This is a genomic window from uncultured Bacteroides sp. (assembly GCF_937912035.1).
Lineage (GTDB): Bacteria > Bacteroidota > Bacteroidia > Bacteroidales > Bacteroidaceae > Phocaeicola.
This window is the reverse complement of sequence record NZ_CALDPF010000056.1, coordinates 1-16839: the sequence shown is the minus strand read 5'-3', so window position 1 is coordinate 16839 and position 16839 is coordinate 1. Positions and strand designations below refer to the sequence as shown.

The 16839-nt window shown below is 36.0% G+C and carries 14 protein-coding genes; 13 read left to right on the top strand and 1 reads right to left on the bottom strand.

Going from position 1 to position 16839, the window contains the following annotated elements:
• Positions 1–9 precede the first annotated feature (9 nt).
• Positions 10–981 (top strand): DUF1735 domain-containing protein, encoded by a 972-nt coding sequence (locus Q0486_RS15340; RefSeq protein WP_299235334.1) that lies wholly within the window; start codon positions 10–12, stop codon positions 979–981.
• A 245-nt stretch (positions 982–1226) separates the two neighbouring features.
• Positions 1227–5255, top strand: coding sequence for a hybrid sensor histidine kinase/response regulator transcription factor (locus Q0486_RS15335; RefSeq protein ID WP_299235331.1), 4029 nt, complete (start codon positions 1227–1229; stop codon positions 5253–5255).
• Positions 5256–5300: 45 nt separating this feature from the next.
• Here Q0486_RS15335 and Q0486_RS15330 read toward each other — a convergent pair whose 3' ends face one another.
• A complete protein-coding gene (locus tag Q0486_RS15330) occupies positions 5301–9050 on the bottom strand; it encodes a hybrid sensor histidine kinase/response regulator transcription factor (RefSeq protein WP_299235328.1) in 3750 nt (1249 codons plus the stop codon).
• A 459-nt stretch (positions 9051–9509) separates the two neighbouring features.
• Between Q0486_RS15330 and Q0486_RS15325 the strand changes: the two genes are divergently transcribed.
• From Q0486_RS15325 to rplV, 11 genes are all read left to right on the top strand, one after another.
• Positions 9510–9848: a DUF3467 domain-containing protein gene (locus Q0486_RS15325; RefSeq protein ID WP_299235326.1), complete on the top strand. Its 339-nt coding sequence runs from the start codon at positions 9510–9512 to the stop codon at positions 9846–9848.
• A 184-nt stretch (positions 9849–10032) separates the two neighbouring features.
• Entirely contained in the window at positions 10033–10443 is a 411-nt protein-coding gene (gene rpsL, locus Q0486_RS15320) for a 30S ribosomal protein S12 (protein WP_291559776.1), read from the top strand.
• Between the two features lie 149 nt (positions 10444–10592).
• A complete protein-coding gene (gene rpsG / locus Q0486_RS15315; protein ID WP_294455164.1) occupies positions 10593–11069 on the top strand; it encodes a 30S ribosomal protein S7 in 477 nt (158 codons plus the stop codon).
• A 32-nt stretch (positions 11070–11101) separates the two neighbouring features.
• Positions 11102–13219, top strand: coding sequence for an elongation factor G (fusA, locus tag Q0486_RS15310; RefSeq protein WP_294455163.1), 2118 nt, complete (start codon positions 11102–11104; stop codon positions 13217–13219).
• 101 nt (positions 13220–13320) lie between these two features.
• Positions 13321–13626: a 30S ribosomal protein S10 gene (rpsJ, locus tag Q0486_RS15305; protein ID WP_002558075.1), complete on the top strand. Its 306-nt coding sequence runs from the start codon at positions 13321–13323 to the stop codon at positions 13624–13626.
• 20 nt (positions 13627–13646) lie between these two features.
• Positions 13647–14264: a 50S ribosomal protein L3 gene (gene rplC, locus Q0486_RS15300; protein ID WP_299235317.1), complete on the top strand. Its 618-nt coding sequence runs from the start codon at positions 13647–13649 to the stop codon at positions 14262–14264.
• Entirely contained in the window at positions 14264–14893 is a 630-nt protein-coding gene (gene rplD / locus Q0486_RS15295) for a 50S ribosomal protein L4 (RefSeq protein ID WP_299235314.1), read from the top strand. The genes rplC and rplD overlap by 1 nt, the downstream gene beginning before the upstream one ends.
• A gap of 19 nt (positions 14894–14912) precedes the next feature.
• A complete protein-coding gene (gene rplW / locus Q0486_RS15290) occupies positions 14913–15203 on the top strand; it encodes a 50S ribosomal protein L23 (protein ID WP_299235311.1) in 291 nt (96 codons plus the stop codon).
• Positions 15204–15211: 8 nt separating this feature from the next.
• Positions 15212–16036: a 50S ribosomal protein L2 gene (gene rplB, locus Q0486_RS15285; RefSeq protein WP_299235308.1), complete on the top strand. Its 825-nt coding sequence runs from the start codon at positions 15212–15214 to the stop codon at positions 16034–16036.
• A gap of 19 nt (positions 16037–16055) precedes the next feature.
• Complete coding sequence (gene rpsS, locus Q0486_RS15280; protein ID WP_299235305.1) at positions 16056–16325, top strand: 30S ribosomal protein S19; 270 nt, start codon at positions 16056–16058, stop codon at positions 16323–16325.
• A 43-nt stretch (positions 16326–16368) separates the two neighbouring features.
• Complete coding sequence (gene rplV / locus Q0486_RS15275; RefSeq protein WP_299235303.1) at positions 16369–16779, top strand: 50S ribosomal protein L22; 411 nt, start codon at positions 16369–16371, stop codon at positions 16777–16779.
• The last annotated feature ends 60 nt before the right edge of the window (positions 16780–16839 follow it).

The window sequence follows — 16839 nt, the reverse complement described above, 5'->3', positions numbered from 1 at the left end:
ATTATTAATATGAAGAAAACATTATTTGTATCGTTGATTGCTCTTTCTATGACTTCATGCTATGAGGACTATGTAAAGGATTACGAATATTCCGGTGTTTATTTCGCCAATCAGATAAATACCCGTACAGTAGTTGTAGGTGAAGGTATGAAGATTGAAGTAGGAGCTGTTTTGGGTGGAGTGATGGAGAACAATCAGAACAGACAGGTGGATTATGAAATAGACAATTCACTTGTGAATGAGTCTGTTCTTGAGGAAATGAAAGCAAGTGCTTCTACTTATATAAAGGAAGCCGTTGAAGGAGTTTCTGAGTTGAAGAGTATGCCTTCTGATTACTATAGTATCAGTAATAATGTAATAGTGATTCCTAAGGGAGATCATTTGGGAAAAGTAACCGTTAAGGTTGATTCATTGAAGTTTGTTAATGACCCTCTAACTTTGAAGGCAAATTATGCGATACCTTTCAAAATAACTCGTGCAGATGCTGATACAATCTTGCAAAATAAGAATACAATGGTTATCGGTCTTAAATATGAAAATATGTTGTTCGGTAATTATTGGCATGGGGGTGTGACTGTGGTGAAAGATGCGAATGGAAATGAAATAGAAACTAAACGTTATTACACTCAGATACCTCAACCTGATAACCAGGTGTGGAACCTTACAACTGTGGCTCCTACAAGTTTGATGACAGATAAAATAGGTGATGGAACATTATCCGGTAAATTGAAATTGACACTTAATCACGAAACAGGAGCTATTAATGTTGAGTCTGATAATGTAGCTTTGGAAGTGTCGAATGACGGCGAATGTATATTTAACCGTGCTAAATTGCTTCAAGACAGAAAGATATTCTTAAAATATAAATTTAAGAATGCTGATGGAACAATTTCACATGCTACAGATACTCTTACTTTCCGTAATAGAATAAGGGATGGGGTAAACGAATGGCAAGATGAAAACCCTGAACATTATAACTAAAACTCTTTTTATGTCTTTCTATTGACTATGAAAACAAGAGGGGGAAAAGAATTTTCGAAGGTTCTTTTCCCCCTTAATTTATTTGTGAAAATGATATTCCCGTACTATTTGTATAATTTATTGAAACAAACGCAATTAGAAAATTAATATATTTTTAGGTTGTCTGTGAATTTTCTGATAAATTTGTACATTGTTACAAATATAATTGTGGGCATCTTGCTCATAATAGAAAAATGGTAAAGACTATGGAAATACATAATAAGTTTTGCTTGATAAAATTCGTTTTATTTTTTTTGTGTTTATATCTTTTTAATTTTACTGCTTCAGCGTCATATTTCAAGCATTTAGGAATGTCTGATGGGTTATCTCATTTGTCAGTAAGGTCGCTTTATCAAGATAGACTAGGAAGAATATGGATAGGAACTCAGGAAGGGATATCTGTGTATGATGGTAAAAATGTTTTTGGATATAAATCTATTAGAGAAGGTGTTATTGGAAGTGTCGTTGACAATAATCAAAATAAACTGTTGGGTAATTTAGTTTCATGCATTACCGGTGATAATCAGGGTGATGTTTTTTTACTTGTTGATGATAATCTGGTAAAATATGATTTGAGAAAAGAAAGGCTCACTTTGCTTGGTAAAGGTGGATTCCGCTATATAGATACCTTTGAAGGGGCTATTTGGGGATTAAGACATGACTCGATTTTTAAATATGATTCAAAAAAAGGGATTTTATTTACCCAACATAAAAAAATTAAAAGAAGTAGGAATTTTTTAATAGAAGGAAATGTGTGCTGGGTAGGTACAGCAAATGGATTATATAAAATTGATATTAATGGAAAAAATGAGGAAGTAATAAAAAATGTTGATATTCGAGCTTTATTTAAGGATAAAGATGGAGTAATTTGGGTTGGTACGCTTAATAATGGATGTTACAGGATATTTCCTCAAGGAACTGGAAAAATAGAAAAATTTGATCTTTTCTTGCCTTCCGGTAGTAAAAGTATTGATATAAGATGTTTTACTCAAGATAGATTTGGGAATATTTTAATAGGTACTTTTGAAGGAGTATATATGGTGAATTCTGTAAGTTCTAAAGTTACGTTTTATACTTCAGAAGGTATTGTTAACGGATTAAAGCATTCTTCCATATATTCTTTATTGACAGACCGTGATGGTACGGTATGGGTAGGTTCTTACTATGGTGGAGTTGATTATTTAACAGAGAGTGCGCGCGGATTTAAAAAATATAATTACAATCCTTATCGTTCTGACTGTTTGGGATTTCCATTTGTTGGTGATATGGTAGAAGATAAAAGGGGGGATTTATGGATATGTTTAGATGGAGGAGGACTAACCTGCCTTAACAGAAAAACTGGAGAGTTTACACGTTATATGGCATCTGAGTATGGTTTGCCACATAATAACTTAAAAGCTATCTGTTATGATAGTAAATCGGATTTATTGTATATAGGTACTCATAAGGGAGGGTTGACATGCTTTGATATTCAATCCGGTAAGTTTAATAATTATGATAGTCTTAAGAAAAGGAAGAATGTTCCATTTCCTAGGCATATAATAGATAATGTCCAAATGTGGAATGATTCTCTAGTCGTTTCTGCACGAAATGGATTGTTTATATTAGATGGTAAAACTGGTTTGGGAAGAAAAATTTCCGGAAGTACTTTTCAGGACTTTGATATTGATTCAGAAGGGATATTTTGGGGTATTAATACGAAATCTTTATTTAGGCTAGATTTAAATAATAAATCAAAATCCAGTTGGATTAACTTAAAGAGTACTAAATCCTATAATTTGACTAGTGTAATCAATGTTGGTGATAAAGTGTATGTTTCTACATTAGGAGCTGGAATAGTAGTTTTCGATAAAATTAAAAAAGAATCTTCTAGCTTAGATAAAGAAGAAAGAAATATTTTGAGTAATTATTGTTACAATATTTGCCAGACAAATAAAGGTAATATTGTATTCTCTACGGATAAGGGGATTTTTCTGTATAATCCATTGATTGATAAATTTTATAATATAGAAATGAACGCATTGTTCTCTGAAAACTCTATAGTTTCAGGTTGTGGCATTTATAACTGTCGGGACAATGAATTGTTCGTAGGAGGAGCAAATGGAATGGTTTCATTTAAAGAGAATGAGTTTTTTAAATCATCCATTGATCTAAATCTTTATTTCTCACGATTATTTGTGAATAATGAAAAAATTACTTCCGGAGATGAAAGTGGTATATTACAAGAATCTTTTCCAATGACCAAAAGTCTGAAGTTACCTTATAATAAAAATAATTTACTGGTGGAATTTGCGACATCTGATGTTGGAGGAAATAACAGTGATGTGCAGTATGAGTATTATCTTTCTGGACTTGAGAAAGAGTGGACAGTAACTAAAAAGAATGAGATTAGATATACTAATCTTCCTCCTGGCGATTATTGTCTTAAGGTTAGAGCAAAAGGACAGATGGGTGAAGATTATCCAATACTTCATGAGTCTTCTTTAATGATTGAGGTTGAAAATATATGGTATGCCACCTGGTGGGCTAGGTTATTATTTATTGTTTCGTTATTAAGTATCAGTATTTGGATATATAGAATTAAAGAGGCCAAAAGAAAAGTTGCACTTTCACTTGAGAGAGAACAATTTGAGAAGCATCATATAGAAGAACTCAATCAGGCCAAACTACGCTTCTTTACAAACATAAGTCATGAATTTAAAACTCCTTTGACATTAATTTCGACTCAGATAGAGATTGTGTTACAAAATTCACAATTGTCATCTTCTGCTCGCTTTCAACTTTCAAAAGTGTCAAGATACATAAAACAGCTGAATGAGCTAATAACTGAGTTGCTTGATTTCAGAAAGATTGATCAAAAGAAGAAAAAGTTGGAACTTTCCGAACAGAGCTTGTCTTTTTTCCTGAAGGAAATGTATTATAGTTTTACAGAGCATGCCAAGCAGCATCACATAACTTATACTTTTGATGATGAAATTGATCCTTCTATGGAAATGTGGTTTGATGTGAGGCAGATGCAGAAAGTAATATTGAACTTATTGTCCAATGCATTTAAATTCACTCCTGATAATGGCTCAATCAGATTAAAAACCAGTTTAGATGAAAGAATAGTCAAAATTAGTGTAGAGGATACAGGTATTGGAATATCGCAAGATGATTTGCCTTATGTTTTTGACAGATTTTATCAGACAGGCTCAGGAGATAAATCATCAGAAGATAAAGGTGGTACTGGTATTGGCCTCGCATTGGCAAAGAGTATTGTAGAACAGCATCACGGTACAATCAGTGTAGTATCCAGAATAGGAGAGGGAACTTCATTTATAGTCGAGTTACCGATAGATAAATCTGTTTATGAAGGTGATGAGGGTATAGAATGGAAGGATACGGCTGTACTTCCTGAACGTATGGATACTTTCTCTGATGAAATGTTGCCTGATGATATCTATATGCAAAATGATGGTAGCAATGATCAGGCAAAAAGAATTCTGATTGTTGAAGATAATGTAGAGCTTAGGCAAATGCTTTATCAGTTATTTTCACCTTTATATGAGGTCTTATTGGCATCGAATGGTGTCGAAGGACTGGAATGTGCCAAAGAAAGTGCTCCGGATTTGATACTTAGTGATGTGATGATGCCTGAGATGTCTGGAACAGAAATGTGTCATCAGATAAAATCTAATATGGAATTGTCCCATATTCCGGTTATATTGTTGACAGCATTGAATTCTCCAGAAAGTAATATTGAAGGATTGAGAATGGGGGCCGATGACTATGTGACCAAACCTTTCGATGTAAGATTGTTGCTGACTCGCTGTAATAATATGATCAGGAACAGACAGCTTGTCAAGGAGAAGTATACGAAGAAGATGAATGGTGAGATTGTAATGTTGGCAACAAATCCTCTTGATAAAAAATTCCTTGAGGATGTGGTAAAGGTGATAGACGAAAATTTGGATAATGTTGACTTTGATATTCCTTTTATGTGTCAGGAAATAGGAATGAGTCGTACTGCATTGCAGAGAAAATTTAAGGCTCTGACAAACCTGACACCTAATGATTTTATTGTACAACATAAACTGAAAAAAGCAGCTGATATGTTGTTGCAGGAACCTAATCTGCAAATAAGCGAGATTGCTGATAAATTGGGCTTTGGCTCTGCCAAATATTTTTCGCGCTTGTTTAAGGAACTATTCGGCTCTTCACCGGCAGAATATCGTAAGTCAGCAAAAGAATAATTAGAGTTATATATGTTATCATATTGAAAGACTCTTCGGATTATATTATTCCGAAGAGTCTTTGTGTTCTGTACTTCCTTTACGATACGAGAGAGGACTTATATTATACATGTCTTTAAAACATTTGGAGAAGTATCTGGCAGAACTGAAACCTAGTTTTTCTGCTATTTCTGTGATATTTAATTCAGGGTTGTTTTTCAATAAATACGCTCCCTTCTTTAGTCGGATACTGACAATAAAGTCATTTGGAGTTTCTCCTGTAATTGCTTTAATTTTAGTAAAGAGATTTGTTCTTGCCATTCCCATTTCTCTGGCAAATATATTCATATTGAATTCAACATTAGATATATTGTCCTCTATTATTGATATAGCCTTGTCTAGGATTTCTTTGTCAATTTTGTTTGTAGCTAGCATTTGTACTGATGTATCAGGCTTGTGACTGAATTTTTCCTGTAATAGTTTCCGGGAATTTACAAGGTTGTTACATCTGGATATTAGCATCTGAGTGTTAAACGGTTTGGTAATATAGTCGTCAGCGCCTGTTTGAAATCCTTCTATGTATTGTTCAACAGCTGTTTGCGCTGTTAAAATAATAACCGGTATGTGGCTTGTTGCTGCTGAAGTCTTTATTCTTTTGCATAGCTCTTTGCCATCCATTCCTGACATCATAACATCCGTTATGACAATGTCGGATATATGTCCTTCCAAATGTTCTAATGCTTTTTCGGCAGATGATGCCGTGTGAATATTATAATAAGGACTTAGTATGTCTTCAAGCATCTCGCATATTTGCCTGTTGTCTTCAACTATAAGCATATCTGGTTTGTTCTCTGAACGATCTGTTGGTGTAAATTCACCATTGATACTATTATTGTCGGTTCTTTCATCATAATTTACTGTCGGTATAGGTGTATGGTGTGCACAAATTTCCCAGTTATATTCATTCGTTATCTCTTCAGGCTTGAAATGTTCATTTCCTAAAGGTAAGGTTAATATGAAAGTAGAACCAACGTTGAGCTTGCTTTTTACTTTGATATTGCCATGATGCATTTGAATTATGTTTTTTACCAATGATAATCCTATTCCTGAACCTATCATATACTGTAAAGATGTTTGTGAATTCTCGGATTGATAAAAGATATCGAAAATTTTGTTTATATCCTTTTCAGGAATACCTTCTCCATTATCATTTATAGTGATTACAACATTATTTATTTCCTTTGTGAGTGTAATTGAAATTTTCCCACCTGATTGTGTATGCTTAATCGCATTGAACAGAAGATTGTTTATTACTTTTTGCATATTCTTGTGGTCAAACCATAGTTCGATTTCGTTTTCTGATGATGAGAAATTGATATCTATGTTTTTTCTTGCAGCATAGTCGTTGAATAGGAGATAATTCTCTTTTATAAACTGTACAATGTTGCTTTTTGAAACTTGCAACTTAAGGTAGCCTAATTCATACTTTCTATAGTCAAGAAGTTCTGTTATTAATTCCCGCAGCTGTACTGAGTTCTGGTAGATAGTTGATAGCTTGCTATAAATACGTTGCGAAGGCTTGATTTCATGTACTAATGTTTCTATTTGTGATATTATTAATGTTAATGGGGTGCGGAATTCATGTGATATACTAGTGAATAATCGTAATTGTGCTTCGTTCTCTTTTCTTATATTGTCGGCGTGCATTTGCTCAAGTTTAAGTGATTCGGATAGATGTAATCTGGTGAGGTATATAGTTATGATATACCAAAGTATAAGAATTGTGATCAGTATATATAATATATAGGCTAATGTAGTTTGATAGAATGCGGCTTTTATAATAATTTGTAATTCTATAGGTTGGCATATAGAATTATCAATATCCTTGGGCTTTATAATGAGTTTATAATTTCCAGGAGTAAGATTAGTGTATGTAATTTCGTTTTTACCTCTTGTGTCATTCCATTCGTTGGATAACCCTTCAAGTTTGTATATTATTTTATCTTTATTTGCTGCAATATAATTGGTAACTGCAAATTCCAAACTAATCATATTCTGTTTATGATTGAGCTGTATCGTGTCTGTATATGCTATTGATTTTTTTAGAATACCTTCTTTATCACCGACTCTAATGTATTTGCCGTTAATTAAAAGTTTGGTTGGAACAATATGGTATGGCTTATACTTCCTTCTTAAATCTTTCTCGTAAAAGGAAACCATATTGTGTATACCACCTAAAAAGACTTCCCCGTTTTGGGAAATATATAGAGCGTTTTCGTTTAAAGCTTTCAATGGGAAACCATTATCTGAATTATAGTTCCTGAAAGTTTTTTCTTTTTTGTCGAATACAGAGAATCCGTCTGTTGTAATGAGCAGTATATTGCCTGTTACTGGTGATTGACATGCCTGATATATACAATTATTACTCAGACTGCTGTTGCTTGAGTCGAAGTTTATGAAACTGTCTGTCTCAGGTCTGTAAATATCTAAGCCACTTCCTGATGTACATAACCATATTTCTCCTTCATTATCTATGGTTATATTGTTGATGTTGTTACTGCTTATACTTTCGGATTTATTCTCTGAATGACGATAATTCTTTAAACTGCCGTTTTTTATATTGTAGACATAAACTCCTTCACCTGTAGCAGCTATCCATAGATTGTTATTTTTATCTAGTGTTATATCCGCAATCATACCAAGTTTTTGGTTCTCGGGAAGATTGTTAAGTATCTGTCGGCATATGCCGTTGGATTTGTTCATTATGCAAAGTCCATTTTGAGTGGCAATAATGATACTGTCTTTAGTGTATGGCTCTATGTCTCTAACAATATCAGAGGGAATAGTGGTCTTATCTTTGGGGTTAGATTTATAATAAACAAATTTTCCGGAGTTTATATCTAGTTTGTTAAGACCGCCAGTATGGGTACCAATCCACAGTGAATATGTTTCTTTGTCGAAAAATAATGCTTTTATGTTGTTGTGTGAGATAGAGTTTGTTTTATTTGTAGTATGGCTATACCATTTAAATGACTTTAATGTTCTATCGAGGTAGTTTAGTCCGCCCCCTTCTGTTCCTATCCATAGATTGCTTTTATCATCTTCTATAATCCGGCCGACGATTGGACTACTAAGACCTTTACCTTCTTCGTCGGACATAGTGTAACTTGTGTAGATTGAATATTCAGGATTAATATAATTGACTCCACCGAAATATGTTCCAATCCATAATGTCCCTTGTTCATCTTTCTCAATACACCATACAGATGAATGGGTTAATGAGTATTCTGAATCGCCTGAGGTGTAATGTTTGAATTCTCCTGTTTTTTTGTTATATTTATCTATTCCTTTTGAAGTTCCTATCCAAATGTTACCAAGGTTATCCTCAGATATTGCTCTTGTAAAATCAGAAGATATGGATTTTTCTTTATTATTGTTTCTATAGTTGTTAACTTTACCTTCTGGAGTAATGCAGAAAAGTCCATTATCCCAGCTTCCTGCCCATATATTGTTTGCTGAATCAATGAAAAGTTTTGTGATATTTCCTATTTTAACAATGTGTAATGTTGAATCAGTATTGGTGTCATAATTGTATATTCCATTATCTGTTCCTAGCCAAATGTAATCATTATTATCTATTATTATGCTATTTATATTTTGAATATCATTGGGTAGTGTTGATACCTTCTTTAGTAGTGAATCTGTGAAATCGTAAGTGTATATTGTGTTGCCTGAACCTATGTATAGTTTGTTACCATAATAATAGATACATCCCGCCTTGTTATTATATATTTTGGTGAATACTTTTGTTTGCATGTTGTATTCACTAATTCCATCTGTACTCAAAATATATATGTTACCGTTTTTGTTTCCTGTTACTTGAAGTATGAAATTTGAAGAAATGCTTTGTGGATTGTCTTTCTCAGTTTTAAATGTATATATGTGATTCCCGTCATATAGATTTAAACCGGATCTGGTTGCTATCCAAAGCATACCCGATTCATCGATATATATACTATTGACAGACAATTGTGATAAACCGTCTTCAGTTGTAATATTGTTGAAGGAAACAGTTTGAGAAATAATAAAACTTGTTTTAAAGAATAGTAGAAGAAATATTGTCAGAAATCTGTATATGTTCATATGCATTATCTTATGTGGCAAATTTAGCTATTTTTTTGTGAATGAAAATATAACTTTTATACTCTTTTCTTGCGTGACTGCTTATTTTGTTCTACTTTTGTCGTATATAATTATTAAAAAACATAATTTATCATGGAAAACGAAAATAAAAATAATCAATTGCAAATAGAATTAAAAGAAGATGTGGCAAAGGGAACTTACGCAAATCTTGCTATTATTACCCATTCAACTTCTGAATTTATTATTGATTTTGTATCAGTGTTGCCGGGATTGCCAAAGGCAGGTGTGCAGTCAAGAATTGTGATGACTCCAGAAAATGCTAAGAGATTAATGTATGCTTTACAGGATAATATGGTAAAGTATGAAAGAAATTTTGGAGCAGTAAAAATGCCGGAAGAAAGGGTGAAAGATGAAGATAAAAGTGGCAGAACTTTTGTTCCACCTTTGACTGATTTTAAAGGAGAAGCTTAATAAATAATAAAAAATGTTTATAAAGGTCTGATTTGCGCAAAAATGAGCAGATTGGGCCTTTTTTATTTGCAAAAGAGTTTGTGTATTAAAAACTTATTCGTACCTTTGCAACCCGAAATATGTAGTTTCGCTTTAGGATTGGAATTTGAATAAACAATATATATAAATTTAAAAATCAAACAAAATGCCTACTATTCAACAATTAGTAAGAAAAGGAAGAACGGTTTTGGTTGAGAAAAGTAAGTCACCAGCACTTGATTCATGTCCTCAGAGACGTGGCGTTTGTGTACGTGTGTATACTACAACTCCTAAGAAACCTAACTCAGCAATGCGTAAAGTTGCTCGTGTGCGTCTGACAAACTCTAAGGAAGTTAACTCTTACATTCCGGGAGAAGGACACAACTTGCAGGAACACTCAATCGTATTGGTACGTGGTGGTCGTGTGAAAGACCTTCCGGGTGTACGTTATCATATCGTTCGCGGTACATTGGATACTGCAGGTGTGGCTGGTCGTACACAGAGACGTTCTAAATATGGTGCTAAGCGTCCAAAACCAGGACAGGCTCCAGCAGCAGCTAAGGGTAAGAAAAAATAATTTTAGCTGAGTACAATCCTTTTAAGTAAAGACTTTAATAATTTCGTTTTGGTTTGTTGGAAAAGCTTTAAGGTTGAGTAAATGTCTCGGAGGAGATGTTGAAGCAAACAGAGGTGCAGCCCCAAACTAAACATAATTTGTCAAACAAAATGAGAAAAGCAAAACCAAAAAAACGTGTGATCCTTCCGGATCCAGTATTTAATGATCAGAAGGTTTCTAAGTTCGTAAACCATCTGATGTATGACGGAAAGAAGAATACTTCTTATGAAATCTTTTACGGTGCACTTAATGTAGTTGGCACTAAATTGCCTGCTGAGGAAACTTCAGCTCTTGAAGTGTGGAAGAAAGCTCTTGAAAATGTAACTCCACAACTTGAAGTTAAATCTCGTCGTATCGGTGGTGCAACATTCCAGGTTCCAACAGAAATTCGTCCTGATCGTAAAGAGTCTATCTCAATGAAGAACTTGATATTATTTGCTCGTAAGCGCGGAGGTAAGAGCATGGCTGATAAGTTGGCTGCTGAAATCCTTGATGCTTATAACGAACAGGGTGGTGCTTTCAAACGTAAGGAAGATATGCATCGTATGGCTGAAGCTAACCGTGCTTTTGCGCATTTCAGATTTTAATCAAGTAATAATTTAATAACTAAAGATTTAAAATGGCTAAACAAGATTTGCACTTGACCCGTAATATCGGTATCATGGCTCACATTGATGCTGGTAAAACTACGACTTCTGAACGTATCTTGTTCTACACTGGTTTGACTCACAAAATTGGTGAGGTTCATGACGGTGCTGCAACAATGGACTGGATGGAGCAGGAGCAGGAACGTGGTATTACTATCACATCTGCAGCTACTACTACTCGTTGGAAATATGCGGGTAATACTTATAAGATTAACTTGATTGATACTCCGGGGCACGTAGACTTTACTGCTGAAGTAGAACGCTCTTTGCGTGTTCTTGATGGTGCAGTTGCTGCATATTGTGCTGTTGGTGGAGTTGAACCGCAGTCTGAAACTGTATGGCGCCAGGCTGATAAGTATAATGTTCCACGTATCGGTTATGTTAACAAAATGGACCGTTCTGGCGCTGACTTCTTCGAAGTTGTTCGTCAGATGAAAGACGTTCTTGGAGCTAATCCTTGTCCTGTTGTTATTCCTATCGGTGCTGAAGAGAACTTCAAAGGTGTAGTAGACCTTATTAAAATGAAGGCTATTGTATGGCACGATGAAACTATGGGAGCTGACTACGATGTAGAGGATATCCCTGCTAACCTCGTTGATGAGGCACAGGAGTGGAGAGATAAAATGCTTGAAAAAGTGGCTGAATTTGATGAAGCCTTGATGGAAAAGTATTTTGATGATCCTTCTACTATCACTGAAGAAGAAATCTTGCGTGCTTTGCGTGCCGGAACATTGAAGATGGATATCGTTCCTATGTTCTGTGGTTCTTCTTTCAAGAATAAAGGTGTACAGACTCTTCTTGACTATGTTTGCGCATTCTTGCCTTCTCCGCTTGATACTCCAAACATCATCGGTACAAACCCAACTACTGGTGCTGAAGAAGATCGTAAACCAGATGAAGATGAAAAGACATCAGCTCTTGCATTTAAGATTGCAACTGACCCATACGTTGGTCGTTTGACATTCTTCCGTGTATATTCAGGTAAAGTAGAAGCTGGTTCTTATATCTTCAACTCTCGTTCAGGTAAGAAAGAACGTGTATCTCGTTTGTTCCAGATGCACTCAAACAAACAGAATCCAGTTGAAGTAATCAGCGCTGGTGATATAGGTGCAGGAGTAGGTTTCAAAGATATCCGTACTGGTGATACTCTTTGTGATGAAACAGCTCCAATCGTTCTTGAGTCAATGGACTTCCCAGAACCAGTTATCGGTATCGCAGTAGAACCTAAGACTCAGAAAGACCTTGACAAACTTTCTAACGGTTTGGCTAAACTTGCTGAAGAAGACCCAACATTTACTGTAAGAACTGACGAACAGACAGGTCAGACAGTTATCTCTGGTATGGGTGAGCTTCACTTGGATATCATTATCGACCGTTTGAAACGTGAATTTAAGGTTGAATGTAACCAGGGTCGTCCTCAGGTTAACTACAAGGAGGCTATTACTAAGACTGTAGAGCTTCGTGAAGTTTACAAGAAACAGTCTGGTGGTCGTGGTAAGTTTGCAGATATCATCGTAACTATCGGCCCAGTTGACGAAGATTACAAGGAAGGCGGACTTCAGTTCATTGATGAGGTTAAAGGTGGTAACGTGCCTAAGGAATTCATTCCTTCAGTGCAGAAAGGTTTCCAGACTGCAATGAAGAATGGTGTGTTGGCTGGCTTCCCTCTTGATTCTTTGAAAGTAGTGTTGAAAGATGGTTCTTTCCACCCGGTTGACTCAGACCAGTTGTCTTTCGAAATCTGTGCTATTCAGGCTTACAAGAATGCATGTGCTAAGGCAGGTCCTGTTCTTATGGAGCCTATCATGAAGCTTGAAGTTGTAACTCCGGAAGAAAACATGGGTGATGTTATCGGTGACTTGAACAAGCGTCGTGGACAGGTTGAAGGTATGGAATCAAGCCGTTCAGGTGCTCGTATAGTTAAAGCGATGGTTCCATTGGCTGAAATGTTCGGTTATGTAACTGCATTGCGTACAATCACATCAGGTCGTGCTACTTCTTCTATGACATACGATCATCATGCACAGGTTTCTAGCTCAATCGCTAAGACTGTTCTTGAAGAGGTTAAAGGTCGAGTTGATCTGGTTTAATCAATAAAAATATCTTGAAGCCTATGAGGGCTAGCGAATGACTCTTAGCCCTCATGCTTCATCTTATCATAAATACTTAATTAATAATTTAAAATTTAACAATGAGTCAGAAAATCAGAATTAAACTGAAATCTTACGATCACAACTTGGTTGACAAGTCTGCTGAAAAAATTGTAAGAACTGTGAAGGCTACTGGTGCTATCGTTAGCGGTCCAATTCCATTGCCAACTCACAAAAGAATCTTTACTGTAAACCGTTCGACTTTCGTTAATAAGAAGTCACGTGAACAGTTCGAACTGTCTTCTTATAAGAGACTTATCGACATCTATAGCTCAACTGCTAAAACTGTTGACGCTTTGATGAAATTGGAATTACCAAGTGGAGTAGAAGTAGAAATTAAAGTTTAATCAATTAAAATTTAACTGAAATGCCAGGATTATTAGGAAAGAAAATCGGAATGACATCCGTGTTCAGTGCTGATGGTAAAAATGTACCATGCACTGTTATCGAAGCTGGTCCTTGTGTAGTTACTCAGATTAAGAGTGTTGAAAAAGATGGTTATGCTGCTGTTCAGGTAGGTTTCCAGGACAAAAAAGAAAAGCATACTACTAAGCCTTTGATGGGACACTTTAAGAAAGCTGGAGTAACTCCAAAGAGACACTTGGCCGAGTTCAAAGATTTCTCAGAAGAATTGAATTTAGGTGACACTATCACTGTAGAACTGTTTAATGATGCAACTTATGTTGACATTATTGGTACCTCTAAAGGTAAAGGATTCCAGGGTGTTGTAAAACGTCATGGTTTTGGTGGTGTAGGTCAGACTACTCACGGTCAGCATAACCGTGCTCGTAAGCCGGGTTCTATCGGTGCTTGTTCTTACCCAGCAAAGGTGTTCAAAGGCATGCGCATGGGTGGACACATGGGTGGTGATAGAGTAACTACTCACAACTTACAGGTATTAAAAGTTATTCCAGAACACAATCTTCTTTTGATTAAGGGTTCTGTTCCAGGATACAAAGGTTCAATCGTAATAATTGAGAAATAATGGAAGTTAACGTATTAAATATAAAAGGTGAAGATACTGGAAGAAAAGTAGCTCTTAATGAAGCTGTTTTCGGTATTACACCAAACGATCACGCTATCTATCTTGATGTTAAGCAGTACATGGCTAATCAGCGCCAGGGAACTCATAAATCAAAGGAAAGAAGCGAAATTAGCGGTTCTACTCGTAAATTGGGTCGTCAGAAAGGTGGCGGTGGTGCACGTCGTGGTGATATCAACTCTCCACTTTTGGTTGGAGGTGCTCGTGTATTTGGTCCTAAACCACGTGATTACTGGTTTAAATTGAACAAGAAAGTTAAGGCTCTTGCACGTAAGTCTGCTCTGTCATATAAGGCTCAGTCTAACAACATTGTTGTAGTTGAAGACTTCACTTTTGAAGCTCCAAAAACAAAAGAATTCGTAAATGTTGTGAATAATCTTAAAGTGGCTGGCAAAAAGCTACTTATGGTTTTGCCAGAAGCAAATAAAAACGTATATTTGTCTGCTCGTAATTTAGAGCGTACAAATCTTGCAATTGCTTCTGCGTTAAATACATACTCTGTATTGAATGCAGAAACTCTTGTTGTTACAGAGAGTGCATTAAAGGCTATCGAGGAAACCTTAGTTAAATAATTAAAGGAGGCTTAGTAAAATGGGAATTATTATTAAACCGTTAGTAACAGAAAAAATGACTGCAATAACTGAAAAATTTAATCGTTTCGGATTTATTGTTCGTCCTGATGCTAACAAATTAGAGATTAAGAGTGAAATCGAAGCTTTGTATAACGTGACAGTTATTAGCGTGAATACAATTCGTTACGCTGGTAAAAATAAAAGCCGTTATACTAAATCGGGCCTGATTCAGGGTCGTACTAATGCTTATAAGAAAGCTGTAGTGACATTGAAAGAAGGCGATACTATTGATTTTTATAGCAATATTTAATAGATAAGATGGCAGTACGTAAATTTAAGCCCACAACACCGGGGCAGAGACACAAAATTATTGGTACTTTTGAAGAAATTACTGCATCGGTACCAGAAAAATCTCTTGTATGTGGAAAGCGTTCTACTGGTGGTCGTAACCACGTTGGTAAAATGACAATGCGCTATATTGGCGGTGGTCATAAGAGAAAATTCCGTTTCATCGACTTCAAGAGAAATAAAGACGGTGTTCCAGCAGTTGTAAAAACAATAGAGTACGATCCAAACCGTTCGGCTCGTATCGCTTTGTTGTTCTATGCTGATGGAGAAAAGAGATATATTATTGCTCCTAATGGATTGCAAGTTGGCAGCACTTTGATGTCTGGAGCGACTGCAGCGCCTGAGATTGGTAATGCACTTCCGCTTGAGAACATCCCTGTAGGTACAGTTATTCACAATATTGAATTACGTCCAGGACAAGGTGCAGCTTTAGTAAGATCGGCTGGTAATTTTGCTCAGTTGACTTCTCGTGAAGGAAAATATTGTGTAATCAAATTGCCTTCAGGTGAAGTAAGACAAATCTTGAGTGCTTGTAAAGCTACTATCGGTAGTGTAGGTAACTCAGACCACGCACTTGAATCTTCTGGTAAGGCAGGACGTTCTCGTTGGTTAGGTCGTCGTCCACACAACCGTGGTGTTGTAATGAACCCTGTTGATCACCCAATGGGTGGTGGTGAAGGACGTCAGTCTGGAGGTCATCCAAGATCACGTACAGGCTTGTATGCTAAGGGCTTGAAGACACGTGCTCCTAAGAAACAGTCTTCTAAGTACATTATTGAAAGAAGAAAAAAGTAAATTGATTAATTAAACAACTATGAGTCGTTCATTAAAAAAAGGACCATTTATCAGCGTTAAGCTCGAAAAGAAGGTGGCTGCAATGGAAGAATCAGGCAAGAAGTCTGTAATTAAGACATGGAGCCGTGCTTCAATGATTTCTCCGGATTTCGTAGGTCATACTTTCGCAGTACACAATGGTAACAAGTTCATTCCTGTTTACGTAACTGAAAACATGGTTGGTCACAAGCTCGGAGAATTCGCTCCGACTCGTAACTTCCGTGGTCACGGTGGTAACAAGAAGAAATAATGGCCCGTAATATTAATTCAAGAAAAATAAAGAATAAAATACAATGGGTGTAAGAAAAAGACAATCAGCTGAAATGATAAAGGAGGCCCGCAAATCTCAGAGCTTCGCTAAGCTGCGCAATGTTCCGACATCTCCACGTAAAATGCGTTTAGTCGCTGACATGGTGCGCGGTCAAGAAGTATTCAAAGCTCTTGGCATCCTTAAATTCTCAAATAAAGAGGCTGCACAGCGTGTAGAAAAACTTCTCCGCTCTGCAATCGCTAACTGGGAGCAAAAGAACGAACGCAAAGCCGAAAACGGAGAACTTTACATCTCTACGATCTATGTGGATTGTGCAGCGATGCTTAAACGTCTTCGTCCGGCTCCGCAAGGAAGAGGTTACAGAATTCGTAAACGTTCAAACCACGTAACGTTGTTCGTTGGTTCTAAAAGTAATAACGAAGATCAAAATTAAGGTAAATGGGACAAAAAGTTAATCCAATAAGCAACCGTTTAGGAATTATCAGAGGATGGG

Coding starts and splice junctions, on each gene's coding strand:
- Q0486_RS15340 (WP_299235334.1), top strand. CDS start 10: ATGAAGAAAACATTATTTGTATCGTTGATTGCTCTTTCTATGACTTCA.
- Q0486_RS15335 (WP_299235331.1), top strand. CDS start 1,227: ATGGAAATACATAATAAGTTTTGCTTGATAAAATTCGTTTTATTTTTT.
- Q0486_RS15330 (WP_299235328.1), bottom strand. CDS start 9,050: ATGCAAACAAAAGTATTCACCAAAATATATAATAACAAGGCGGGATGT.
- Q0486_RS15325 (WP_299235326.1), top strand. CDS start 9,510: ATGGAAAACGAAAATAAAAATAATCAATTGCAAATAGAATTAAAAGAA.
- rpsL (WP_291559776.1), top strand. CDS start 10,033: ATGCCTACTATTCAACAATTAGTAAGAAAAGGAAGAACGGTTTTGGTT.
- rpsG (WP_294455164.1), top strand. CDS start 10,593: ATGAGAAAAGCAAAACCAAAAAAACGTGTGATCCTTCCGGATCCAGTA.
- fusA (WP_294455163.1), top strand. CDS start 11,102: ATGGCTAAACAAGATTTGCACTTGACCCGTAATATCGGTATCATGGCT.
- rpsJ (WP_002558075.1), top strand. CDS start 13,321: ATGAGTCAGAAAATCAGAATTAAACTGAAATCTTACGATCACAACTTG.
- rplC (WP_299235317.1), top strand. CDS start 13,647: ATGCCAGGATTATTAGGAAAGAAAATCGGAATGACATCCGTGTTCAGT.
- rplD (WP_299235314.1), top strand. CDS start 14,264: ATGGAAGTTAACGTATTAAATATAAAAGGTGAAGATACTGGAAGAAAA.
- rplW (WP_299235311.1), top strand. CDS start 14,913: ATGGGAATTATTATTAAACCGTTAGTAACAGAAAAAATGACTGCAATA.
- rplB (WP_299235308.1), top strand. CDS start 15,212: ATGGCAGTACGTAAATTTAAGCCCACAACACCGGGGCAGAGACACAAA.
- rpsS (WP_299235305.1), top strand. CDS start 16,056: ATGAGTCGTTCATTAAAAAAAGGACCATTTATCAGCGTTAAGCTCGAA.
- rplV (WP_299235303.1), top strand. CDS start 16,369: ATGGGTGTAAGAAAAAGACAATCAGCTGAAATGATAAAGGAGGCCCGC.